Origin of the sequence: Holdemania sp. Marseille-P2844, assembly GCF_900120005.1 — a bacterium.
Lineage (GTDB): Bacteria > Bacillota_I > Bacilli_A > Erysipelotrichales > Erysipelotrichaceae > Holdemania.
This window is the reverse complement of sequence record NZ_LT635454.1, coordinates 499103-524244: the sequence shown is the minus strand read 5'-3', so window position 1 is coordinate 524244 and position 25142 is coordinate 499103. Positions and strand designations below refer to the sequence as shown.

Genomic DNA, 25142 nt, shown 5'->3' with positions numbered 1-25142 from the left:
TGAATGCATGTCAAATTAAGATTTTCTAAATTTTTTTAGTGTCTTACTTTTAATTTCCTTGTGTTCATTTAAGATTACAATGACGAATCCAAGTCCGCCAAGTAAACTCAAAACAGATCCACCTTTAAAACCATAGGGTGTAAAATTTAACTGGATTTGATGATAACCTGGCTCTAACAACATTCCTATAAATCCATTATTCACTTTATAAATAGGAATAGAATTGTCATTATCAACAGCTTTCCAGCCTTTACTGTAGGGTATTGAAAAATATAAAATCGAAGGCTCATTTACTACCTCTATATAACCTTTTATTCCATTGTTATACTTCTCCGTAACAGTAAACGAAACTTGCGGTTCCTCTGAATTAGCAACTCGATTCATTAAAATCTCTGGAATAATTAATGTTGTACTCCATGTCCACGACGTCATTTGATCTTTTAACGATTCATCCCAATCCCAACTTGCTAAATGATTCGGATTTACTTGGTTTTCACTAACATATGAAGAATAGGTTAAGCCAATGGACTTAAAGTCCTGAAGCTTCCAAGCTTGATATTCATTAATATCAAACGCCTTTGTTACGCTTAATTCTTGAGGCAGTTCCTGTTGGTTTTTAACTAAGATATATTTTACACCTAAAGATTTTAATTGTTCCTCTGAATTCAGGTTAACATTATGCCAGTTTATTCCATTGTTCTTCAAATATTCTGTTAACTCTGGTTCATAAGTAGAATCATAAGTAGCAGTTGACATATATCCCAAAGGTAAGGATTGATTTTTATTCATATCACTGATCGGCATCAGTTCGTCTGGATTGATATAAATTCTAAACATAAGGTCTTCATCTACATCCTGCCAATATTTTAATATATTTCTATCAATAGACGGAATAAACGAACGATAATCCTTACTTAAATTCCAACATGTCAATGTCATGCTAAAACACAATTCAAGGTATACGCAAAAATATAAAAACTTAATCAGGCCTTTCTTTATGAATATGCAGTAAATTCCGCCAACCAGTAAATAAATTAAACTCAGCAATAAATGATAATTATGATCAGGCAAAACAACGGTTTTGTTCATAAAGCCAATGACTAAATAGATTATATACAAAATCACATAAACAGCATAACCTTTAATCAATTTGTTTGTCCAATCATGAATATGTTCTAAGACATAACCAGTCATTAACAATCCAAAAGTAAATATCAAAAACGACCAGCGAAATGAGGGTTGGGATAAACCGTGCATAACAGAATTAAATGGTTTATAGAAGGCTATGGTCAGCAAAATTAGATAAGGAATTACCGTCGTGATTCTAAATTTTTTATTACTAAAAATCAGCGAGCTAAACAATGTTATACAGCCTAGTACAGAAGCATAAATTGAATACCAATAGTCATGTCCATTAAAACCACTGACAAAAATATAAGGAATGGTTGTATAAAGTGTCGCAGGAGGTGTAATATAACTAAAAAGAAAACCCATATAAACTCGAAATTCCCAAAAATTATTCCACGTATTATATTCACCTAATCGGGAATTCCCTAACATATACAAAATTGCAGGTAAAACAATAATACATCCCATGAAAAAACCTATAAAATAATAAAACACTAAAATGAAAGCTTTTGCAAAAAACTTCTTTATATTAAACGAATATCTGCGTATCCACGTATGCCAGAAATATAAAGGCAAAAACAGTGTGGTCGGAAACATTAAATAATAATTGGTTATAAACAAAAGAAAAACTGAAAAGATGAATAAACACTTTTTATTTCTGTTGAAATAGCATTCAATCCCCCAAAGCAACAACGGAAAAAAAGCATAAAAGCGATGAAACATATATTGACCCACAAAAATTGTAGATGTACCTGATAATGCATATATTAAAGAGAGCAACAGAATAACATTATTATTTTTAAAACCATATGCATTAAGATAACCCGAAAAGAATAACCCCGATAAAAAAATTAGCGTTAATGATTCGATCATCAGTGCTACATCCAAATTGCTGCGCATTAAAAAGAGAAATGGAAGAAATATATCGCCAACAACATAATACGCTTTTGACGCGTAAAAATTATTCCCTAAAAAGGTATTCCACGAATAAAACGGGAATTCTCCATTTGTTATAAACTTTTCAATTAATCTCAGCCATTCATCATAAAAATAATTATACTGCAGTCGCTGATCAGCATTAAATAAGAATTCACGTCCGCCTAAAATATATATGCCAAAAATCATAAATATGGCTGCTAACAACATAAATATTAAGTTTTTATTTCTGGATATCCATGCTTTCATATTAGCTATATAACGCTCCCTACTTATTCTGATAACAAATTAAACTCATAAAGTTCTGGATTATGTGGGTAAAAACTCCGATAGCGATCACTAATTTCTTTTCGCATTTCATTTGGAACTTGTTCTACTCTTTGATAAATATTGATATGCACATCATTGTCTAAATCATATTCTCTAACTATACGATAATAAGGACCAGACTCTTCAGAATTCAGCATAAATTCTGCTAATATACTGACACATTTCTGATTTTCTGCACCAAACTGAAGTTGAATAGGATCCGCAACAACAATATAGTAATACTGAAAAAAATCAGCGGGTATTCCATCGCGGTAATCATAAGCATCAGCAACCAACAAATTTGCTACCCCTTCATTCTTCTCTGGAAAAAAGGCATTTCTTAACATATCATCGTTAAATAATACAGAATTAGATAAAACATATACGTATTCATATTCATTAGGCGTCTTATCTAGAAATTCTGCCATATTTCGGATTTGATCAAGATCATTACGGATTCTCAAATCAGGAAAAGGCGCTGATATCAACACATTTAATTTATCTAAGAATACATCAACTTTGGGATTTTTGCCAAATACCACTGTTTTTGAAAAATTTATACAAATTAAGCAAGCAGAAGCCGCAAGAAGTGCAACACTCTTCTTATCAGATAAACAATCAAGAACCTTCTTTAAACCAAAAATCATCAGAATCATCACAGGGCCATTAATAATGTAATAATGATGAGATCCAAAGCTTTGTACACGATTAAATAAAATAACAGCAACTAATGTTTGGATAACACATAAACAAGTAATTAGACGATGTTCTTTCGATTTAATCCCATAAAAGAACCCGATGATTAGCAAAATGATTAAAAGCCAACCGTAAAATTGAATGAACCAGCCAATAACATAAGCAGCCCCACCAACCTTTGCTACAGAATATGCTTCAGCATAGTTATAAGTTGTGATTGTTTTAAATAAAGGGAAGAATAAAGTTAATAGTATGGTTAATGGAATGATGCCGCAAACAAGCATATTCATAAATTGTACTTTTATTTTTGACTTTGTAAGAGAGTGCGCAGACCCTTCCTTTATTAAATATGCTAAAGTATAAGCAATATAGAAACCTACAATCCAATAAGCAAACCATCGTCTAACTAATAATAGAATTATCATAGATATCCCAATAAAGACATTATTTTTCCACTCAAATGTATCTAAGCCGCCTGCATAAACTAATAGCAAGATACTGGTAATGATAGGTAAGCCTGCGCTGCCGATATATCCGAAAACCATGGAATATAAATTACCCGCAAAGGTAGCGATAAACAATCCCAGGAAAGCTTTTTTCAGCGTTGATTGTTTATCTCCTAAAACCATCAAGCTAAAAATATACAATATTAAATTAGCAGGAAGTACAAAACTATTAAACATTGCTAAAATAAATCGCGGATAAGAGCTTCCTAATAACTGCGTTGGCAGATATAAGAACCATTCAGGTAAATATGAGTATTCTGAATAGTTCAATGAAAACCAAAGGTTATCCATGGCTTCTTTTACACTTCGATCCATCATCTGATTAAATTCAACTGATTTACGCCAAAAACCGCCAAAATCCCAATAAGCAATAAACTGTTCTTGTCGCAAATGAAGAAATAACATAACATTAATCATTACGAAATTAAATAAAAGAAACAGCAAAATAGATTTTTTATTAGTTTTTACTGTTTCCCTGATTTTATCATTATGCCATAAAACAACAGCGATCAGTATTAAGAGAATTGGATATACACTGCCCACAAGATATTTCATAATTTCACCTCAATAAATCTTTTCTTATTTTATCCTTTAACCTAATGTTATGCAAGTTTCTAAAATAAGCTCTAGAAAATTAAAGTTTAGTCGAAACAAAAGTAGTTATACTATATAATATATTATAGCTTGTTTTTATGGGAGGATATCATGGACTTAACTACTGATTTTCAAGAATTAGTTTCGCAGAATTTAGATTATGAGTTCTTAAGAAATAAAACACTTCTTATAACCGGGGCAACAGGAATGCTTGGGCGATATTTAACAGAATACTTTATTTATTTAAATGCAGTGAAAAATCTAAATTTAAGGATACTGCTTATTGTTCGAAATTTAAAAAAAGTTGAATTATTGTTTGGTGATAAATTAAATAAAAATATTCATTGTTTAGTTTCAGAGTTAAACACACCTTTAAGAACAGAAGAAAAAATCAATTATATCATTCACGCTGCATCATTGGCAGATCCTCAGTATTACAAAACTAATCCAGTTGATGTTACACTGCCCAATATCTTGGGTACTTATTATCTTCTTGAATTAGCTCGCAAGAAAAAAATTGAACATTTTTTATATTTTTCAAGCGCTGAAGTTTATGGTAAAATTTCTAATTCTCAGCTTATTACAGAAAACACATTGGGTACAATTGATCCGTTAGATATCCGCAGTTGTTATAGCGAAAGCAAACGGATGGGTGAAACTCTTTGCAAATCATATTATGAACAATACCAAATCCCTGTTACTTGCCTAAGAATCTTTCATACTTACGGTCCAACATTAGATTATCATCATGATCAACGCGTATTTAGTGAATTTGTTAAATCTGTAATTGAAAATAACCAGATTATTATGAAATCAACCGGAGAAGCAAAACGAGCTTTTTGTTATGTACTAGACCTGGTTTCTGCTTGTCTTACTTTATTGTCTCACGGACTTCCCGGAGAAGCCTACAATATGGCAAATGATGAATGTTTCGTTTCTATCAAAGAACTAGCGCAAGAAATAATCAAAGCTTTTCCAGATAGAAATATTAGGTTTTATAAGGAAAAACGTGAGACAAATTCCTCTTATATTGAAAATAAGGTAACTACCTACATAAATGTATCTACTCAAAAGCTGAGAGCTTTAGGTTGGAAACCTACGATTTCCATTCAGGATGGTTTCCGACGCACAATAGATATGATTGAAGATGAATTAGCCCTCAGAAGATAAAAAGCAGATTACAAGTTCTGCTTTTTTACTTTCTTTTGAATTTTCTTGGCTATAACTAAAATAATCAGTAAAAAAACACCGGTTAAACTTGCCACCATTCCCATCTTAAAACCTTGTGGGATAAAAATCATATGAATTTCACTATACCCCTTCGGAACAGAAAACCCAATCATGCCTCCATTTACTGAATAATATTGAATTTTCTCTCCGTTAATTTCAATATTCCAGCCTTCATCATAAGGAATAGGTATTGATATAAACTCTGAATCGGAAGAATTAATTCCTGCATAGATCTGGTTTGATTGACGATTGATATAGGTACATTCTACATTTCCTGATAAATTAATTAAATTTTCCAACTGATCAAGATCTTCTTCATGACATATTACAGTATTTAATAGTTCTTTGCTTTGAATATTCTCATGATTCAGCGTTATTATATTATGATAAGTTCGGACAAAATTTTGATAATTCAAATTTTCAAATATTAAAAGATAGTTAAATTCCCCTACCTGTTTAAAATTCTTATGAGGAAGTTGTGAAATATCTGTAACCACCGCATACTTTGTGCATAAAAAATCTATCAGATAGGGATCTTTGATCTCATAAGACCATGGTAAATATGACTCTATGTCAGCAATCCGATTCATATCTACAATTGAAGAAGATACGGTGGAATCATATGTCATCAATCCCATAACATTAAAATTTAAATTTAAATTCGTAGAATAATCCCAATAAACAGCACTAGGATCAATATAAATACGATAGAATTGTTCACTATTTTTCTCATCTAATGTTAAAAGATATTGATTCAAATCATTGCGATTCTGTAGTACGTGAGTAACACCTTGAATTGTTTCTTTTGTAAATTGCCGATAATAACTGTTAGAATACACTGACATATAAGACACAAACAACACCTCAACGAAAGTGAAAACAATGAATATCCATTTTTTCCCTTTTAACAAGACAAAATAACCTATCCATAAAAAAGGTAAAGCAATTAATATTAAACTATATTCGCGGCTATATTTTTGAAAAGGAATATTACACAAAATTCCTAATAAAGGTGTTCCTAAAAGAAGGATCAAAGATATAAATAAAACAGACAAGAACAAACATTTTCTATTAATAAGTTGATTTTCATCTAAATAAGGCAGAATCAAAGTAAGATTAACAAACAAAGGAAATTGAAACCAACGAAAAGCCGGTTCACTAAAGCCATGCATAATTGAAGAACCAAACGGTATTATCATAATTAATAAATTAACCAATAAAAAGATTATAATATTTTTGTTCTTTCCTTTTTTTGAAAATATTTGCGGAATCAATAGAGAACAAAATGATCCTGCCCAAAGGCATACATATAATACAGTGTTATTATCAGAAACATAAGTATAGATTGACGAAAATTCATTGGTGCGATTGATGATTATACTTGATGGAAAAAACAAACCAGATAAAATGTAAAAATATGTCTTTATACTATCATAGAATAAGAAAGCAGATGAATTTCCAATTCTTTGATTCGTAAGAATATTAAAAAACTCAGGAATTAATGCGAATCCCGCAAGTAAAACAGCGATAATATAAGTACCAATTAAAGGGATTGCTTCTTTAAAAAAGCCTTTTAATGTATTATGCAAACATGAATATCTATACATAAAATAAATAACACTGAAAACACTAAGTGAATAAAAGTGATAGTAATTTGTTATTGCTAAAAATGCAGTAATTAAGATATATCCTATTTTCTTTTTCTCAATTAAATACCGATCTATTGACAGAAAATATAGTGGGATAAAAATATAAAATGACAGGAAAAATGGATCTTTTAACGCTTCTAATGAATACGAAGAAAACGCAAATAGCAATGAGCCAATAATGCTTGTAGAACTGGAATAATGATGATATTGACAATAGCGATAAAAACAAACCCCTGCAATTCCCAATTTCACAAAAGTCTGTAGCATAATAACTCGATTATAATCAAAATTAGGAAAAATCAATAATGATAAATAATCAAATATATCATGATAATAGAAAAGTTTACTTCCCCAGAAATTATTACCCAGGAATGCAGACCAAGAATAAAATGGAAGTGAACCTGTATTTTTCATTTCTAAGAACATTGTTTTAAGATTTTCATAGAAAGAACTATATTGGGTCCGCATATCCCATCCCAGCATAAAAGGCGTATCTGTAAGAATATATGGAAGGATGATACTGCCTGCTAAACAAGAAAGGAGAATAATTAATAAAATCCATGGCCGCTTTCTAAATACTTTGCTCATTTTTATATCTCCTGCTATTTCTAGTTTTTAATTTTTCATGAATAATTAATACAACATATCCCATAATTCCAATCAAAGATATTATTGCTCCTTGTTTAAAGCCTACAGGTGTAAAATACATTTCAATTTGATTATTACCCGCTTCAACCTCAAATCCAACAAAGCCACCATTAACAGAATATGTTTTTACATTTTGTCCATTTACAAAGACATTCCAGCCTTCATCATAAGGCAGCGACAAAACAAGAAAACTAGACTCGTCTGTATCACATGTGCCAGTTAGATAGTTTCCTTGATATTTGATATTCTCTAGTTCAGCCCTAGAAGTAGATTTCATTTTTTCTTGAATTGTTTGCAACTCTTTTGAGCTGCATAAAACAGTATCAGTTAGTAAAGATAAAGGATTTCCTATATTATAATTTTCATAAGATATTATTTTATTATACGTTGTACCTAGCGGTCGATAATCATCATTTCTATAAACTAATAAACCAGACCTATAATTGTCTGTCAGCAATCGCCAATTTAATCCTTCAGGCAACTCTGAAAAGTGTGTGACAATAGCGTATTTCACGCTTAAAAATTGTAACACATTAGGTTCTTTAATGTTAAAAATCCATTCAGAATCATAATCTTTTACTTCTGGTACAATCTCTTTCATCTTATTAAAACTTGGTGCATAGGTAGAATCGTAAGTCATTGTTCCTTGCAATTGGACCATTAAACTCATATTATGACTAAAGTCCCAATAAATTGATTCTAAAGGAATATAAATTCTATAATATTGCAAACAATTGATCGGTTCAATGTTTTCCAAAAAAACATTTAATTCATTATCTTCATCTTGTAATACATGCGTAACAGAATCAATGAATTCATAAGTTATTCCTTCACTATGCATCCGAGAATAATATAAAGTAAATCCTGAAAAGGAATATTCAATACACAACACCGTTAAGATCCATATATAAGATTTTTTATTTAATAAAAGCCAAGTGTTCAAAATCACAAAAATAATAGCAGCTAAAAACAGCAATATTTGATTTCTATAAGCAGATATTGTATTTCCCTTTGAAAGGATCACAGTCAGCGGAATAACTGCAATTAATACAAAGATCGAAATACCCATTGTTATCTTTAAATTTTTAATATTTAATTGATTGATATTTTCCAAATAATTACATACAGTCAAAATTTGAACAAGGATTAATATCATTGTCCATCGAAAAGTTGGATCACTAAAACCATGAGCCATTGAACTTAAAAATGGGAATATCAAAAATAAATTCAAAATTATATAGAATATTAAAGTTACTTTTCTGAAATTTTTATCTTTATCCGAAAAAATTTGCGGTAGCAAAACAGCAGTTAAAGTTCCGCTATATAAACATAGTTCTCTAGTTGTATGGGTAGCAGTTTCAAAAACGTTAGTTCGATAAATATAGATATAATTCGGTACTAACCGAGCGCATAATTCGTGAAGATAAATACTTGGTTGTTCAAAAAACAGTTTCAAAGAAAATTGACCAACACGGTCATTTTGAAGAATATATGCCATTGTCGGCAATGTTAACACACCGGTCATAAAAACACCTAGCAAATAACAACCAATTAAAACTAGGGTATCTTTTATAAAATTTTTAAAATTATCTTTTAACAAGCTATAGCGATAGATATAATAAATTGGAGTAAAGAAAGATAGAGTATAAAAGAAATAAAAATTTGTGAATAATAAAATCATGCAGATAAAAGGAAACATCAGCTTTTTCCCTTTTCGCAAATATAATTCTATGGACGCAAAATATAATGGCATCCAGCAATAGAATGAAAGAAATGATAATTGCCCGCTATAAAAAATTGCCCAAGAACTGAATGTATAAGCAATAGAACCAATAAATTTAACTTTAGAATTCAGTTTATAGCATCCTAGCAAATAATACATTGTCCATCCTGAAACTAAAAATTTTATTACTTCTAATATTTGAGCAACATCAAAGAAGTTCAAAGGGATTAACAAACCTATGTAACTAAATATATCCCCCATCAAGTAGTAACTTTTAGAAGCATAGAAATTATTGCCTAAAAATAAATTCCATGAGTAAAAAGGTAATTGTTTTGTTTCAAAAAACTGTATTATCAAATTCTTAAATTCAGTATAAAACTCAAACCATTGTGGTTTTATATCAGTACCGTATGTCAATGGCATCTGATTTAATAAATAAGGTGACATCATAAAAAAGCTTATAAAAAGAACCAATAAGCTTAATAAGACTATCTCTTTTATTTCTTTTTTTAACATATTACATCCATCCTTTACATGCAGTATAACAGATAAACCTGAATTTAGTACCTTTCTTCTAAATTTTTTCTATTCCAATAAACTAATGTAAAAATTACCGGGGCTGCAGCTATTACAGGCAGCACATATCTAATATAACCAGATATAGGAGAAACACAGCATACCAAAATATTAATAATTGATGGCATTATGCAAATTAATTGTTTTCCTTGCTTATGAATTATCAGATAAATAAAGGCACTAATAACAATCCAAGCATAAAAGCCACAACTATATAGTATTCCAGTTATAGGAAAATCACGCAGAAAATAAGCTGTTCCTTCAAGAAATGAACGAAAAGATTTTGTTTCCGCAGCATCAGAATAATGAAAAACTTCTGATGCTGGATTTATGGATCTATACCAGCCAAGGCCTTCATAAGCTTCTTTAATATCAGGATAATAATAACCATATGAACTCTCGATAAAAGAAGAGATATAACTCATCGGATGTTTCGATAGTTGATTTAACCAAATTTTCAAATAATCTCCCATTCGATCTTCCAAAATGTATTTTTCGCTCTCTTCATCTACTCTCAAACAATTTTTAGCGAAATCAGCATTTCTAGGATTATACTCATATGGTAATCTCCAATACTCAAATATTTCATCCAAACTTTTATACTCTTCCGGTGTTACATCATCCAGATGTTCAGCACCATAACGAGCCGTCTGTTGCAGCATTACAGTAAACATATCTATTTTGAAGTTTAACTTTTTTATTCCCATACTATAAAATTTTTGGTTAATCCCGGAAGTTATACATAAAACGCATAATAAAACTAAGCAAAGTTGAATTTTATATTTCTTTGTAAATAGTATAAATAATGGGAATGATAATATAAGCGTATAAATGCCATTATTTCTTGTCAGAATCAAGAATATTAAAGTTATTACCAAACCTACATAATAGAACTTCTTATTAAGATACTCATCAGGAAATAGAACACCAAAGCATAAGAATACAGTATATATGAGTGTTAACGGATAATATAATGAATCTTTGATAATCGTTACTGTAAAAACAGGAAAAACTGTAAACAAAGAATAAAAAAGCAATGTAATCCATCGAACCTTATAAGGTAACTTACATTTTTTCATTAATTTAAGCACAAGAAGTATAGCTATTACTAATAGAATAAGTTGAATAATAACAAGGAAAAATAAGAAGATTTCACTCTGGAATTTTTCATATAAATTAGCAAAGTAACCATATAATAACGTAACAAATGGAGGATGATGATCTGTTTTCGCAAACAAATTCAAATACTCTCCAATTTGGTAGGCCCCATCATAAGAAATACTAGCTGGATAAAAGGCAATAATATAAGGTAAATAACAAAGAAGCAGTGTAAAAATTGATAATAAAATATAATGTTGATCAAAAACAAATTCGTTGAACTTAAATCTGTTTTCATCCTCAATATTATCAAAAAGATGTAATAGCATTTTTATAACTCTTTTAAATAGGTAATAAAACCCTAAATATAAGATAGGAATTAAAAAAATTTGAAAATATAATATCCAGCTTGTTTCTGTTGACACCACTTTATATTGAAAATATCTTCCGATTGCCATTATTATAGCAAAAATAACTGATAAGGTTATAATATAGTTTGTATCATTTTTATATTTTTGTTTTACTCTATCAACATAATTATAAAAAAACATTAATAGTACTGGAATTAATATTCCATTTATTCCGTAGCCTTTGAATGCTTCAGTGAAATTGTCCAACCATATATATTCACCTTCAATGACTCTAGGTCCACAATAAACTAAAGCCATATAACCAAGAATACTCTGAAATACAATCAATGCTTTTCTTTTCATAATCTACCTCTTGAAATTTTGTTGTTTAATCGACCATATAAATAATGAATTATAATCGTAATCAAAGTAATACTAGAAATAATAAATCCTAGTTTTTTACCTGGTACACTGTAGTTAAATCTTAATTTATGCTCCCCTTTATTAAGAATCACTCCAATAAACCCACCCGCAACATTTAGCATATCCAAATTTCTATTGTCTTGATCATAAACTCTCCAACCACGATCATAAGGAATAGTGAAAAGAGCAACTACATCAGTCTCGTTCGTTATATTAATACTAATAGTATTGTCAGAAACATCCAATATTTCATAAGAACAATTTAACTCTGGCTCTATATCCTGAAATTTTTTCACAACACCTTCTGAAATCGGTAAATATTGACTTATTGTATCAGCAATTTCATATAAATATGTTCGTTCCCTATTATTTGCCATCTCTTTTATAACATCAATGGATATCATTTTATTGTAAAATTTTACAATATCGCTTTTACAATTTAGTTTATACACTTTAAACTTTTCATTGCTAACTTCATATTCTTCCTTGCCCAAATAATCCCACAAACTTATATCAGAATTTTCCGTAGTTATAACATATTTTACCCCTAAAAAATCAAACAATTCCGGCTCATTTATATTAATAAGCCATGTTGTTTCAGGGTAATGTCTAATCATACCTAAGAAATATTTTAGTGCGTATTCATAAGTCGAATCATATGCCTTAATTCCTGGGTATTCAAAATACATTGGACTATTATAAACTTCATCATCTATATATAATCTATAAAAAGTTGGATCCTTTTCTTTTAGATAATGTACGATTTCAGATATTTCTTTTTCATGTATCAAATAACTCATTTCACTTTCATTTACTTGCAACTGGAAAAACAAAGATATTTTCGCAAACAGAATACATTCTATAATAGAGATTATTACACAAAGTGAAATCATTTTTCTATTCTCTTTTGAGTTATATAAAAATAAAAATTCAATCGTAACAAAACATAAAGCAACAAACAACAATACTAAATCTTGGTAATTTTTAATTACACTATGTTTAATACAAATAGGTATTAAAACACATAAACAAAGTAACAAAATATAAATTAGGAAAATGGTCTTCACTAAGACTCCCTTATCAAAATTTCCTTTTATTAAGCCATCAAAAGCTTTTGCTCCTTCTAATAATAATATAATAGTTATAATCCAAGTATAACGTAAACTATAAGTGAAATGAAATATAAGTCCTATTAGTGGCGAGCAAACTAATATAATAGATATAAATAAATCAAGAATCAAAATTTTCCTATTTATATTTTTTTTTATTAAATTTTGTGGAATAAGTAATAAAGATAAGGAACCTATATAAAGTCCAATTTGATAAAAATTATATTCACTAACTCTATAAAAACTTTGATCACATTTAATAACAGGAACAAATATACTTGAAATAATCTGCAAAACATTTTCAGATTTCCATCCAAACATAGGCGTATCATAAGAATTTAATCTTGGACTAGATAACATGTGTAACAAAGAAGGCAACCAAACAAAAGATGACAATAATACACCTACTAAAAAAGCTTTGAACACCTTCAATGAATCCTTAAAAAAAGGCAATATTCCTATTGGATGCTTTGAAACATAATAATTGATGCACCAATAACCAAGTATAAAAAAGCACAAAGTCCAAGCTAGGTAATAGTTTGTGCTAATAATTAGCATTATTGAAATAGAAAATATTGAATATTTATCTTTCCTTAAAATTTTTTCTATTCCTATTAAAACCAAAGGAATCCAGCTATAGAAGCTAATAAAAACAGGTTGCTCAATAAAAATTAAAACCCAGCCAGAAAACATAAAGAAAACAGCAAATATTAAACAAGTTTTAAAAGAATAATTAAAATTTCTTAAAAACTTATAAAACAGATAACAGCCAATAAAAAGTTTTAATAAAGTAACATAAAATAAAGACCATGCTACATCATTAACAAATAAATAAATTATATAGGCAATCCATGCAAATATATCGCCTACCATATAATAGGCTTTAGAACCATAAAAATTAAGGCCTAATAAACTATTCCATGTCCAACCAATGTTTCCGGTCCCTATTAATCGAAAAAACTCTTTATAAAAAGGAATGTGTTGTGAATTATAATCATCACGTAAGATAAAAGGACAAATCCCATTGCTATTTTTGATATAAGGAAAAAAAATTATAAAAAGAATTAAAATAATAATAAAAGCAGCTACTATATCAGTTTTCTTTTCCTCTTTTAAACGCATTCATTCGTCCCCCTTCAAAAGTTTTATTCTGTAAACAACAAAGCCAAAAAAGCAAAATAATAATCGATAAAATGGTTACTAAACCGCCAAGCTTTAATCCCCTCGGAATATATATCGCTCTGATATTATGAAATCCCTTATCTAAATAAAGTGTACTATAAATACCTAAACTTTCATAGCTATTAACTTTATTACCATCAACATAAAATCTCCAATTTTGATCATAAGGTATTTGTAAAATTAGATTTGAAGGCTCTTTGACCTCGATATGCCCCGCAATATAACCATTCTTTTTATTCTCTATCATGAAGGTATTATTATTAATCAAACTTGTAAAAGCTTCCTCAAAAACATCCATATCCTGATAAAACAAATTTACAGACTGAATATCCAGTTGTTCTTCCTCAAGTTTCAATTTCAAAGTAACTATCTCATCTTTATCATACTCCCCTAAACGAATCATTTGATGTTGTCCATAAGTGAAATAATCACAAAGATATTCATTATTTATAAACAGCTTTACTTTTCTCTCATCATTGGATGTTAAATAAATGAAAACTGGTCCTTTTTTTGGCATTGCAAACTGATATTCAAGAAAAGGATCTTCACCATTCACAATATAATTAAAATAATCATCGTTCTGAATAATGTCATTTTTGATAATACTAAATTCCAGACTTTTCATAATTTCTAAATTTTCATTATTACTAAGAACTTTCCAGATATTATTTTGATTTGATAACCACGAAAAGTCGACAGGATAATATGTATGTACAGGCCCAGAAGTCAAAAAACCAAACGGTAAAGTAAAATCATTTAAATATAGAGTAGAATCACCATAAGTATTTAACGCGGTATATCCCATACTTATTTTTTGCTGCGTCAAAATATACTTAATCCCCAGTAATGAATCATTCGCATACGTTGTCCCACTATTATAATAAGTCCAATTATCTTCTGTGCATAACCCTAATTGAGAATATAAATAGCTACGCACAAAAGAAGCTTCTGCCGAGCTGTTATGAGATAAACCAGAATAATTTAAAAGCATAGGATCATTCTGCGTTCTTTGAAAAGTCTTTTCAAATCTATAAAAACCACTATCTTTTTTTCTAATACTTTTTATGATTGGCTCTACCTTATCAACGTAAGTTTTATACTCATTTAAAGATAAATACGGTATTTCCTTCAAACTAAAATAACCATTTACAGTAAGTTCTAATACTAAAACTACCAACAATGTTCCTTTGGCTTTCATATTTTTAAGAAAATACAAAATTATAAAAGAAATAAAAATAAGGCTGGCTAAAAATTTATAAATATTTAGATAACTAAAATTTCCCATATAACCAATTAAAATAAATAAACTTAGCATGCCTGCACTTAAGAGAACAATTCCTTTATTATTGCCTTCGAGAGTTGTATTCAATCCTTTATGACCAATTAATAATACAAAAAAAGCAAATATAAAACTATAGCGATAAGGGAACCAATTTGGCTTACTGAAGCCATGCCAAATCAAATTAATAGGTTCGAAGATAAAGGAAACTAAAAACAACAATAATATTAGGAAGCATCCTGTTTTCTCTCTTTTATCAATCTTCTTATTAAGGAAATAAAAAACAAAGCTTAATAAACCGATATAACTACAATAAATGTTAGGCTTTCCAGACATAGCTTCATTAAAATTATAACAGCCTAATATTAATTTACTAAATAAATCCCTTAACGTTAAGTTAGCTTGCCACTGTATACTTGATAGATCAAATAATCCTTTTGTCGTTTCCAATGAATACTTTACAGGAATCAGCAAAACCGCTGCCAAACCACCTGAAATAATCGATGCAAAGCAAAAATTAATAAAAACTTTGCTGGATCGTAGTGATCGAGTCTCCTCTTTGAAATAAAAACAATAGAAAAAATAAATAACAGAAAAAATACAAAGCATGTAGCCTATATAATAATTAGTAAAGATGCTTGCCGACAAACTAAAAATATAAAAAGCCGGAGATTTTCCAACTATAATTTTTTCAATTCCCATAGCAATTAAAGGCAAGAGTATGATTCCATCTAGCCAAATTACATTACTATAATTAGCGATAACAAAAGCCATCAATGCGTAAGCGGTTGAAAAAATTAACGAAGTATATCCATTATTTTTTAGAAAAAGATTAAATGTATATCCTGCCGAGCCTATTTTTAAAATAATTATAAGCGTCATCGCAATAGGCAAATTGCTTGTAGAAAAAAACAGAGCAATGAGGTTAAAAGGACTCATCAGGTAATATGAAACCAAGCCTATCATATCTCCGCCTAATGTTTTTGAGAAAGAATAAAAGAGAGTCGTAGGATCTCTGAAAATTTCTTTTAAATAACTGAAAAACGAAATATATTGAGAATCTAAATCAAGGCTCACTATCGTTTGCTCACCAAAGGGCCATAATTTAACTGTATAAAGGATTAATAAAAAGCAAAATATTGGAATAAGTAAAGAAAGTAAACGTATTTTTAGCTTTTCAAAATTTATCTTATTCATGTTTCACCGCTTTAAAAATTTATTCTTTCTTCTTCCACAACTAACGGACGATTCATTAAACGTTTGTTCATTGCTATGATATATTCTCCAATCAACCCTATAAAAAACAGTTGAAGCGACCCAAACACAAATACGCCAATTAAAATAGGCGCCTGCCCCATGGGGAATGTATACCAATTTATTAACTTAAGCACTAAATAGAGAAAGGCGACAAATAAACTCAATATAGAAAAGATAAATCCGATAAAAGTTGCAGCTCGTAACCCTATTGTCGTATAAGAAGTAAAGCTTAACATTGCTAAGTCATATAACCGAAAGAAATTATTTTTTGTTTTTCCCGCTCTGCGCTGTTGCTGCGTATAAGCAATTTCCTTTCTTTCCGGTCCCAACTCGGCCACAATACCTCTTAAAAATGGCGTTGGATCTTTTAACTCTCGTAGTGTTTGCACAAAACTAGCATCATATAAACCAAAGCCAGTGAAATGCTCTATTTGTTCAAAGTCTGAAAATTTATTTAACAACTTGTAATAGAGGCTGCGGAATGTATACATTACTTTATTTTCTTTACTTGTTGTCTTTCTTCCTATTACGATCTTATAGCCTTGTTCCCATTCTCGAACAAATTGGTGAATCATGTCGATCGGATCTTGGAAGTCAGCGCAGATAAGAATAGTACAATCTCCCGTGCTCGAAAGTATCCCATAGAATGGAGAATTAGCCTGTCCAAAATTTTTAGTATTAAATATCGCTTTTATTTTAGGATTTTCATTGCATAAATGTCTGATAATGCTTCGAGTGTTATCCCTTGAATTATTATCAATGAATATTAATTCATAATCATATGTATTACAGTTTATACTCAATTCGTTAATAATAGCTTCTGATAAAGGCTTTACATTTTCCTCTTCATTATAAGTAGGGACAACTATACTAATCTTTTTCATGTTATTTCCGCCTTTCTCAACCTATTTATCTTACGTTATCTTTTAATCATTTACAATATCAGCTTGCTTTTACCTTCTTATACCCTAAGAATATAACGATTATACATGCTCCAAAGCTAATTCCCAGCCCAAGCTTCAAACCTGAGGGCATAAATTTAAATTGGATTCTATGAACTCCCTCATCTAATTCAAAACCAATAAATACTTCATTCACTTCTTTGACATCCACTATTTTACCATTATCCCAGACTTTCCAGCCTGGATTATATGGAATAGTGGTGGCAACCCATTTTTTTTCATTGTTAATTGTTATATCCGCAGAGAGATCTTCACCTAAAACTAAAACATTTTCAAAGTGATCTTCTGAAGCTAAGCGAGAAAAGCATTGGTCGATAACCTTATCAGAAATCCAATATACATTAACAGGAATATATTCATTTATATTATTAAAATTCTTGCAATAGATATATACTTCATCTATATCTTGATCAACACGGATGGCAGTATATCCATATTCATAATTTTCCTCGTATTTTACTTGTTTTCCATTTTTATAAAATTCGTAAGCAACTATGCCATAAGGATTACTTTGACTGTAATCAACAAACAAATAGCCCTCTTTCTCATGCCAAGGAAAACCAGAATTAACTAAGTTCTCAGCAATTAATGGATAAATATCATTAATATTTGATTCGTTATTCTTTGCCTCTGGAATTACAATTGAATTTAACAGAACAATGTCTTCCTGAGATTTGTCAAGATCTTCCAGGATATTGAATCCCGATATTTTTGAACTAGCATAACCTAATGACATATCGAGAGAATTTTTATAAACTTTTTGTTTTGATGACTCATAGATCAAATCATAGGTATGAGGAATTAAAAATTGATTATCTTCCCACGTAATCATATACTTTGAGCCTAATAAAGACTTAAGTAAAAACTTTGAAGGTTGATAACCTAGAAACCAATTATCAGTACTTCGATTATCATACAAAGGCCTTGTTTCATGATTATAGACATTAAAATAGGAAGTAAAACCATTATATCGTTTCACTATTGGATAATTATAAGCAATGCTTGAATTATCTGCAAAATCGATACGATAAAATCCAGAATCCTGTTTTTTTATAAAATCAACGGCATCTGTGTTTAACATTTTCTGTTGATATTCATTCCAACTCTCGGAATTAGCAACTAAACTATTCGTACCATTGACAACTCTCAGACACATACAAAATACTGCTTCGACAATCACGGTACTTATTAATAAAGCTTTACAAAACTTATTTTTATTCTTTAATAAAGAAAATGTATAGAGAACAACACAACCGGAAACAACAACACAGACTCGTTTAATCACACTCTGATTTATTTCTGTTGTCCAGCCTAATTTCATGCTCAACAAAGAAATACCAATAAGAACTAAAATGCATCCCCCTCCCGATACAGCTAACAGCCTTTTATCAAGTTGTTCTTCATTCTGTAGGATATAGGCAATAAGCATAACATTGAAAACAATATAATAAAAACTCCAGCGAATTGACGTGTTACCGTTAAAAACTAAATAAAAGACCGGAAACAGAAGCATCGCATATAAAACTAAACTTGTTATTATTAGGGGTTTCTTCCCTCTAAACTTTATTTTCAAAAGTTGAGGCAATAAGAGAACAAATAGAATAAATGAATAATTATAAACAGTATAAACACGATTATCCAATTTTAAGAAAGGAGAACTGAAAATATTATAATCATAATCATTAATTACTGGTGAAAATAATGATGTTATAACTCGAATCAAATCCCCGCCTAACAAAGGATTGAATAATGACTCCGTTCCACTTCCTATGCGATCAGTTGATAATAACATGAGTCCTGCAGGTAATAATGCAAAGGCTGACAAAGCAACTCCTAACAAATAATAAACAAAAACAGATAAGAATTTCTGAAAGAAAAACTTAAAAGTCACTTTTTCATATTTCATGAAAAGTCTGCATATCATGTAGATCAATAATAGCCAAGAAAACATATATAAAATATAGGGACTGATAATTGATGACAAACAAATAATTAGAGTGAAACCTAACTTTTTCCTTCCTTCAAGAATTTCTTCGCTAAAATACAAAAGAAAAGCTAAATAGAGATACGCATCTAGAAAATAGCTGAAATGCAGCCAGTACATTGCCCAGCCGGAGAAGGTAAAGATTAAAGCCCCGATGAGTTTCGCTTTATCACTGCAAACTAATTTGTCTAGCCATAGCCAAGCAGCAGTTCCAATTAAGAAGAAACGCAAGCTATCCAGTACAGGAATAAAATAAGGAATCCAGTCACTCGTGGGCAGTAATAAATTTAAATAGAAGGAAGGCGAACCTAATATCGTATAATAATAGACAAGGTTACTTGCACCTAATCCGATGGAATGATTCCATAGAGTAAACCCACTCTCTTTAAACTGCGTATACAAATCAATCATATAAGGGATTAATGCCTCAGTCTGATCTCCCCAGAAAACTAAAGTATAATGATTGATTACATAAACATAGGTATAAAATGCACAAAGAATCAAAGTCAAACAGCCCCACAAAGGCAGGATTTTTCTTATTTTTACACTCATAAATCCATCAACTTTCTATAAAGAACACGATCTAATGGTGGTTCTTGATCGGTATTCGGTTTCCCAACAGATAATTTAGGTATAACATAAGTTTCTTCTGGCAGACTGATTTCAATCAAGCATGGTCCCATATCGTCAAAAACATGGTTTACTGTAAAATCGCTATCAGAGAATTCATAAAATGGAATATTATAAGCCTCTGAAATTTTCCTCAAGTTACAACTAAAATAGTTTCCAGAAGCTATCGTTTGCGCATATCGTGAATCAAAATACATTTCTTGAAAATGTCTAATCATACCTAGAGAATGATTATTAAATACTATTATCTTTATCGGCAGATGATGACTGGCAATAAACTGTAATTCCTGAATATTCATTTGAAATCCACCATCACCATTAAAACATACAATCGGTTTCCTAGAAGCATAATAGGCGCCAATTGCGGCAGGCAAAGAATATCCCATTGCCCCATGTCCCCCAGAAAATAAAATTCTTTGATTTTCTTTCACCTGAAAAGATTGTGAAATCCATACCTGATTCTGTCCCACATCTGTGGTAATGACTACATCTTCAGGAATCTTCTCGCTTAAAGAAGTAACAATTTGATTAGGTAATTGATCATCAATACTGCTCAGTTCATTCCTAATCGTGTTACAAAGTTTAATCCAATCCTCATTTTCATTCAAATAATTTCTTAAAATTTGTGATAATACTGGAATTGCTTCTTTTAAATCCAAGTTAATATCAATCTCATCTGTTTTGATTTTATTTGTGCATTCCTGACGATCAATATCCACACGAATAAGTTTAGCATGCGGTGCAAAATTCTTTTGATTCACACCCGTTTGCCGAATATCTAAGCGACTTCCCAATGTAATTAACAAATCACACTTCTCTACAATAAAATTAGCTGTACGATCGCCATAGGCGCCAATAAAGCCATACTTCATAGAATGATTACTAGGCAAAGTATCGATTGCGATCATACTAGTTACTACAGGTATACGATTCTCATTGATTAACTCAACGAATTGGTTCAATGAACCACTTTGACGAATTCCAGCCCCCGCTAGAAAACAAGGCCTTTTAGCAGTTTTGACAATATCAATTATAACCTGCAGCTGATTTTCATCTATCAAGTTCGGTACTTGATTCTGCGCTCCGTTTATAGAATAAACAATGTCAGCACGTTGAACATTCATTGGAACATCTAGTACTACAGGTCCACAACGCCCATCCATCGCAATGGAATAAGCTTTTTCTAATTCTGGCAATAAGTCTTCCGGTTTTTCTATATATGAACAATATTTCGTAACAGGCCTGACAATTCCTAGAATATCAGTTTCTTGAAATCCTTTTTGCCTGCAGGAAAGACCTTTGCCTGACTCGTAGGTATTGACCTGCCCTGTTATAAATATTGCGGGAATTCCATCAAAATAGGCATTGCAAATACCGGTAATCAAGTTCGTCGCTCCCGGACCACTCGTCGCATAAGCGACTCCTGGCTTTAGACTAACTTGGGCGTATCCACAGGCCGCAAATGACGCGCCTTGTTCATTATAGGTAACATGGGCGGAGATTTTATTTTTATATTTATCAAAGGAATCCATTAAATGAGTTACCATACCTCCTGGATATCCAAAAATATCAGTAATCTGTTTATCAATAAAAAATTGAACGATGGCATCAGAAGCTTTCATAATCATTCTCCTTTTTCTTCTCTTATTTTACACTAAGAAGAATATGAATAAAAGTCATTCTCCCTTATGAAAACGAGAAGAGATCAGCGCTCTTCTCGTTTACTAAAATAATTATGAATAATTTTGCTCATAAAATCCAACTTTTGCTTATTCATTTTCGGTGAAACACCAATCCAAAATGTGTTTTCCATAATGTGATCCGTATTTTTTAAATCACCAACAACTCGATATCCCGATTGTTGTTCTCGTAACTGGTCAAAACATGGATGTTTAATCATATTCCCTGCAAATAACATTCTTGTTTGAATATTATTTGATTCGATAAATTGAACAAGTTCGTTTCTATCCACGCCTTCTTTCACTGTTATAAGAAAGCCAAACCACGAAGGATTTGAATTTACCGTAGCTTCAGGAAGAATCAAATAAGATTCAAGATCTTTCAAATTATCTTTCAAATACTCAAAATTCTCTCGGCGTTGTTTTGTAAATTCATTAAGTTTCTTTAGCTGGGCAACCCCTATCGAAGCTTGCATCTCTGTCGCTTTCAGATTATATCCAAAGTGTGAATAAACATATTTATGATCATAGCCTTTTGGCAATAATCCGTATTGCCCATCATAACGATGCCCGCAGAAGTTATCATGTCCGCTTGGACAGATACAGTCTCTACCCCAATCTCTAAACGACAAAGCTATTTTATAAAGCAAAGCATTATTAGTATAAACAGCTCCCCCTTCGCCCATTGTCATATGATGAGGCGGATAAAAGCTAGATGTTCCAATATCGCCAATGGTTCCTGTTAGTTTTTCTTCCCCATTAAGGTAATAAGTTGATCCTAATGCATCACAATTGTCCTCAATCAACCAGAGATTATATTTATCACAGAATGCTTTTACTTTCTCTAAATCAAACGGGTTTCCTAACGTATGTGCTATCATAACAGCCTTTGTTTTCTCACTAACAGCGGCTTCCAATTGACTAACATCAATATTATAGGTAGGGATAGTAACATCTACAAAGACCGGAATAGCCCCATACTGCAAGATAGGAGAGATCGTCGTAGGAAAACCAGCTGCAACCGTGATTATCTCGTCTCCACGCTTGATTTGTCTTTCTTTCAATAATGGAGAGGTCAGCGTCATAAATGCAATCAAATTTGAGGATGAACCTGAATTCGTTAACAAACAATGCTTAACCCCCAAGAACTTTGAAAAATCTTTTTCGAATTGTGCGCAGTATCTGCCCGATGTAAGCCAGAAATCTAAAGCACTATCAACCAGATTAACCATTTCTTCTTCATCATAAACTCGTCCTGCATAAGCAATTCGATCTCCTTCGCTATACTCATCAGTGTCTTTATGATGATGATTGTAGTACTCTTTTACTAATTCTAATATTTGCTTCTTATCTTCTGACATTGAATTCATAATCATTCCTCCATATATTCTAAAATTTGATGACTTGTAATTTCTTTAAGATCTCCGTTATTTACAAATACTTTTGACCATTCTATAGTCTTCTTTACAGCCTCAGCCACATGCCAGCGTGGATACCATTTTAAAATACTTTTTGCTTTTTCACAATTTAATTTTAGAAAATTAGCTTCATGCGGCCCTTGATAGTCCGTTGCTTTCCATTTAGCACCTTCCCAAAAATGACAAAACAGCTCACAAAGCTGACTTGTTGTTACACAATCGCTATCATCTGGCCCAATATTATAATTTCCTGCATAGCTTTTATTATTATATTGTTTCATAGCCAACATTAAATAGAACATATCTGCTTCCAAAACATGTTGATATGGCCGGACTGAATTTGGGTTCCTAACAATAATTGGTATATTTTTTACAGTGTATTTTATACAATCAGGAACTATTCGATTCTCCGAGAAATCTCCGCCTCCGATAACATTTCCTGCCCGGCATGTTGAAACAGCTAAATTTCGATCACTAAAAAACGATTTACAGTATGACGCGGTAACCAGCTCTGAACAAGATTTACTATTAGAATAAGGATCATAGCCATTCAATCTATCAGTTTCAACGTAACCGTAACTTTCTTGTTCCTGATTCTCATAAACTTTATCTGTGGTCACATTAACGAACGATTTCACACAAGGATTTAATCGAATACATTCCAAAATATTAACAGTTCCAATAACGTTAACATCGAAGGTGTAAACTGGATTTTTATAGGAATCAATGACCAAGGGCTGAGCTGCTAAGTGAAAGACAATTTCTGGTTTAAATTCATCAAAAATCCTTTTAACGTTTTGAAGATCCCGAATATCTAAAATATGCGACTGAATACGATTTTCTAAATCTAATAAATTAAATAATGAGGGATCTGTATTAGGCTGCAATCCAATACCACATATTTCTGCGCCACATTCTAAAAGAATACTGCATAGCCAGCTTCCCTTAAAGCCAGTATGTCCGGTAACTAAAACTTTTTTCCCTTTGTAAAATGATTTCATCAATCCCATACTTTCCATGGTGCTTCCTCTTTTTCTAGAAGTTTCTCTAATTTATTCTTATCATTCATCGTATCCATGCATTGCCAAAATCCATAATGTTTATAAGCTTGTAACTGTCCTTGATTTGCTAAAGCTTCCAAAGGCTCCCTTTCAAAAACACAAGAATCTCCATTAAGATAATCAAATATCTGTGGCTCTATCACCATAAATCCGCCATTAATCCATCCACCATCATCAATATTCTTTTCCTTGAAAGATCGAATTTCATTAGATTCAGATAATTCAAGTGCTCCGAATCTACCTCCCGGGCGAACTGCAGTTAAAGTCACAGTTTTTCTCGCTTTTCTATGGCATTCAAGTAATGAAGTGATATCTACATCACTAACACCATCTCCATAGGTCATCAGAAACGACTCATTGCCAATAAACTTTTGAATTCGTTTAATTCTTCCGCCTGTCATTGTATTCAAACCGGTATCTACACAGGTTACTTTCCAAGGCTCTGAACTGTTATTATGGATTTCCAGTTTATTGTTCTGCAAATCAAATGTGATGTCTGAATTATGGAGAAAGTAGTCAGCAAAGAATTCTTTAATTACATAACCTTTATAACCACAGCAAATCACAAAATCATGAAAACCAAAATGACTATAATATTTCATAATATGCCACATAATTGGTTTTCCCCCAATTTCAATCATCGGTTTTGGCTTTAAATGAGATTCTTCACTGATCCGTGTTCCATACCCACCTGCTAAAATTACGACTTTCATTT

14 protein-coding genes are annotated in these 25142 nt (G+C 31.0%); 1 reads left to right on the top strand and 13 read right to left on the bottom strand.

The window, feature by feature from the left end; all coding sequences use genetic code 11:
• Positions 1-15: 15 nt before the first annotated feature.
• The gene (locus tag BQ7364_RS17170; RefSeq protein WP_072686014.1) at positions 16-2313 is read right to left on the bottom strand and encodes a YfhO family protein; all 2298 of its coding nucleotides are present in this window, start codon (positions 2311-2313) and stop codon (positions 16-18) included.
• A 23-nt stretch (positions 2314-2336) separates the two neighbouring features.
• The gene (locus BQ7364_RS17165) at positions 2337-4130 is read right to left on the bottom strand and encodes a hypothetical protein (RefSeq protein WP_072686012.1); all 1794 of its coding nucleotides are present in this window, start codon (positions 4128-4130) and stop codon (positions 2337-2339) included.
• A 150-nt stretch (positions 4131-4280) separates the two neighbouring features.
• Between BQ7364_RS17165 and BQ7364_RS17160 the strand changes: the two genes are divergently transcribed.
• Complete coding sequence (locus BQ7364_RS17160; protein WP_072686011.1) at positions 4281-5339, top strand: NAD-dependent epimerase/dehydratase family protein; 1059 nt, start codon at positions 4281-4283, stop codon at positions 5337-5339.
• An 8-nt stretch (positions 5340-5347) separates the two neighbouring features.
• On the opposite strand, the gene BQ7364_RS17155 is transcribed toward BQ7364_RS17160, so the two are convergent.
• From BQ7364_RS17155 to rfbF, 11 genes are all read right to left on the bottom strand, one after another.
• Positions 5348-7636 (bottom strand): YfhO family protein, encoded by a 2289-nt coding sequence (locus BQ7364_RS17155; RefSeq protein ID WP_072686009.1) that lies wholly within the window; start codon positions 7634-7636, stop codon positions 5348-5350.
• Positions 7620-9935, bottom strand: coding sequence for a YfhO family protein (locus tag BQ7364_RS17150; protein WP_072686007.1), 2316 nt, complete (start codon positions 9933-9935; stop codon positions 7620-7622). The genes BQ7364_RS17155 and BQ7364_RS17150 overlap by 17 nt, the downstream gene beginning before the upstream one ends.
• 44 nt (positions 9936-9979) lie before the next feature.
• Entirely contained in the window at positions 9980-11806 is a 1827-nt protein-coding gene (locus tag BQ7364_RS17145; RefSeq protein ID WP_072686005.1) for a DUF6020 family protein, read from the bottom strand.
• Positions 11803-14097, bottom strand: a complete 2295-nt coding sequence (locus BQ7364_RS17140) for a YfhO family protein (RefSeq protein WP_072686003.1) — start codon at positions 14095-14097, stop codon at positions 11803-11805. Before BQ7364_RS17140 ends, BQ7364_RS17145 begins: the two co-directional genes overlap by 4 nt.
• The gene (locus BQ7364_RS17135) at positions 14069-16633 is read right to left on the bottom strand and encodes a YfhO family protein (RefSeq protein ID WP_072686001.1); all 2565 of its coding nucleotides are present in this window, start codon (positions 16631-16633) and stop codon (positions 14069-14071) included. The genes BQ7364_RS17140 and BQ7364_RS17135 overlap by 29 nt, the downstream gene beginning before the upstream one ends.
• An 11-nt stretch (positions 16634-16644) precedes the next feature.
• Positions 16645-17577, bottom strand: a complete 933-nt coding sequence (locus BQ7364_RS17130; RefSeq protein ID WP_072685999.1) for a glycosyltransferase family 2 protein — start codon at positions 17575-17577, stop codon at positions 16645-16647.
• A gap of 58 nt (positions 17578-17635) precedes the next feature.
• Complete coding sequence (locus tag BQ7364_RS17125) at positions 17636-20191, bottom strand: YfhO family protein (protein ID WP_072685997.1); 2556 nt, start codon at positions 20189-20191, stop codon at positions 17636-17638.
• Positions 20188-21891: a thiamine pyrophosphate-binding protein gene (locus BQ7364_RS17120; RefSeq protein ID WP_072685996.1), complete on the bottom strand. Its 1704-nt coding sequence runs from the start codon at positions 21889-21891 to the stop codon at positions 20188-20190. The genes BQ7364_RS17125 and BQ7364_RS17120 overlap by 4 nt, the downstream gene beginning before the upstream one ends.
• 83 nt (positions 21892-21974) lie before the next feature.
• Positions 21975-23318 carry a lipopolysaccharide biosynthesis protein RfbH gene (rfbH, locus tag BQ7364_RS17115; protein ID WP_139248680.1) on the bottom strand — a complete coding sequence of 448 codons (1344 nt, stop codon included), beginning with the start codon at positions 23316-23318 and terminating at the stop codon, positions 21975-21977.
• A gap of 2 nt (positions 23319-23320) precedes the next feature.
• Entirely contained in the window at positions 23321-24385 is a 1065-nt protein-coding gene (gene rfbG, locus BQ7364_RS17110; protein ID WP_072685992.1) for a CDP-glucose 4,6-dehydratase, read from the bottom strand.
• A complete protein-coding gene (gene rfbF, locus BQ7364_RS17105) occupies positions 24367-25140 on the bottom strand; it encodes a glucose-1-phosphate cytidylyltransferase (RefSeq protein ID WP_006059955.1) in 774 nt (257 codons plus the stop codon). The genes rfbG and rfbF overlap by 19 nt, the downstream gene beginning before the upstream one ends.
• Positions 25141-25142 lie beyond the last annotated feature (2 nt).

What these genes read in the sequence shown, in the direction of transcription:
- rfbG (WP_072685992.1), bottom strand. Translation starts at nt 24,385, where the DNA reads ATGGAAAGTATGGGATTGATGAAATCATTTTACAAAGGGAAAAAAGTT.
- BQ7364_RS17140 (WP_072686003.1), bottom strand. Translation starts at nt 14,097, where the DNA reads ATGCGTTTAAAAGAGGAAAAGAAAACTGATATAGTAGCTGCTTTTATT.
- BQ7364_RS17130 (WP_072685999.1), bottom strand. Translation starts at nt 17,577, where the DNA reads ATGAAAAAGATTAGTATAGTTGTCCCTACTTATAATGAAGAGGAAAAT.
- BQ7364_RS17170 (WP_072686014.1), bottom strand. Translation starts at nt 2,313, where the DNA reads ATGAAAGCATGGATATCCAGAAATAAAAACTTAATATTTATGTTGTTA.
- BQ7364_RS17145 (WP_072686005.1), bottom strand. Translation starts at nt 11,806, where the DNA reads ATGAAAAGAAAAGCATTGATTGTATTTCAGAGTATTCTTGGTTATATG.
- BQ7364_RS17150 (WP_072686007.1), bottom strand. Translation starts at nt 9,935, where the DNA reads ATGTTAAAAAAAGAAATAAAAGAGATAGTCTTATTAAGCTTATTGGTT.
- BQ7364_RS17135 (WP_072686001.1), bottom strand. Translation starts at nt 16,633, where the DNA reads ATGAATAAGATAAATTTTGAAAAGCTAAAAATACGTTTACTTTCTTTA.
- BQ7364_RS17120 (WP_072685996.1), bottom strand. Translation starts at nt 21,891, where the DNA reads ATGAAAGCTTCTGATGCCATCGTTCAATTTTTTATTGATAAACAGATT.
- BQ7364_RS17155 (WP_072686009.1), bottom strand. Translation starts at nt 7,636, where the DNA reads ATGAGCAAAGTATTTAGAAAGCGGCCATGGATTTTATTAATTATTCTC.
- BQ7364_RS17165 (WP_072686012.1), bottom strand. Translation starts at nt 4,130, where the DNA reads ATGAAATATCTTGTGGGCAGTGTATATCCAATTCTCTTAATACTGATC.
- BQ7364_RS17160 (WP_072686011.1), top strand. Translation starts at nt 4,281, where the DNA reads ATGGACTTAACTACTGATTTTCAAGAATTAGTTTCGCAGAATTTAGAT.
- BQ7364_RS17125 (WP_072685997.1), bottom strand. Translation starts at nt 20,191, where the DNA reads ATGAGTGTAAAAATAAGAAAAATCCTGCCTTTGTGGGGCTGTTTGACT.
- rfbH (WP_139248680.1), bottom strand. Translation starts at nt 23,318, where the DNA reads ATGAATTCAATGTCAGAAGATAAGAAGCAAATATTAGAATTAGTAAAA.
- rfbF (WP_006059955.1), bottom strand. Translation starts at nt 25,140, where the DNA reads ATGAAAGTCGTAATTTTAGCAGGTGGGTATGGAACACGGATCAGTGAA.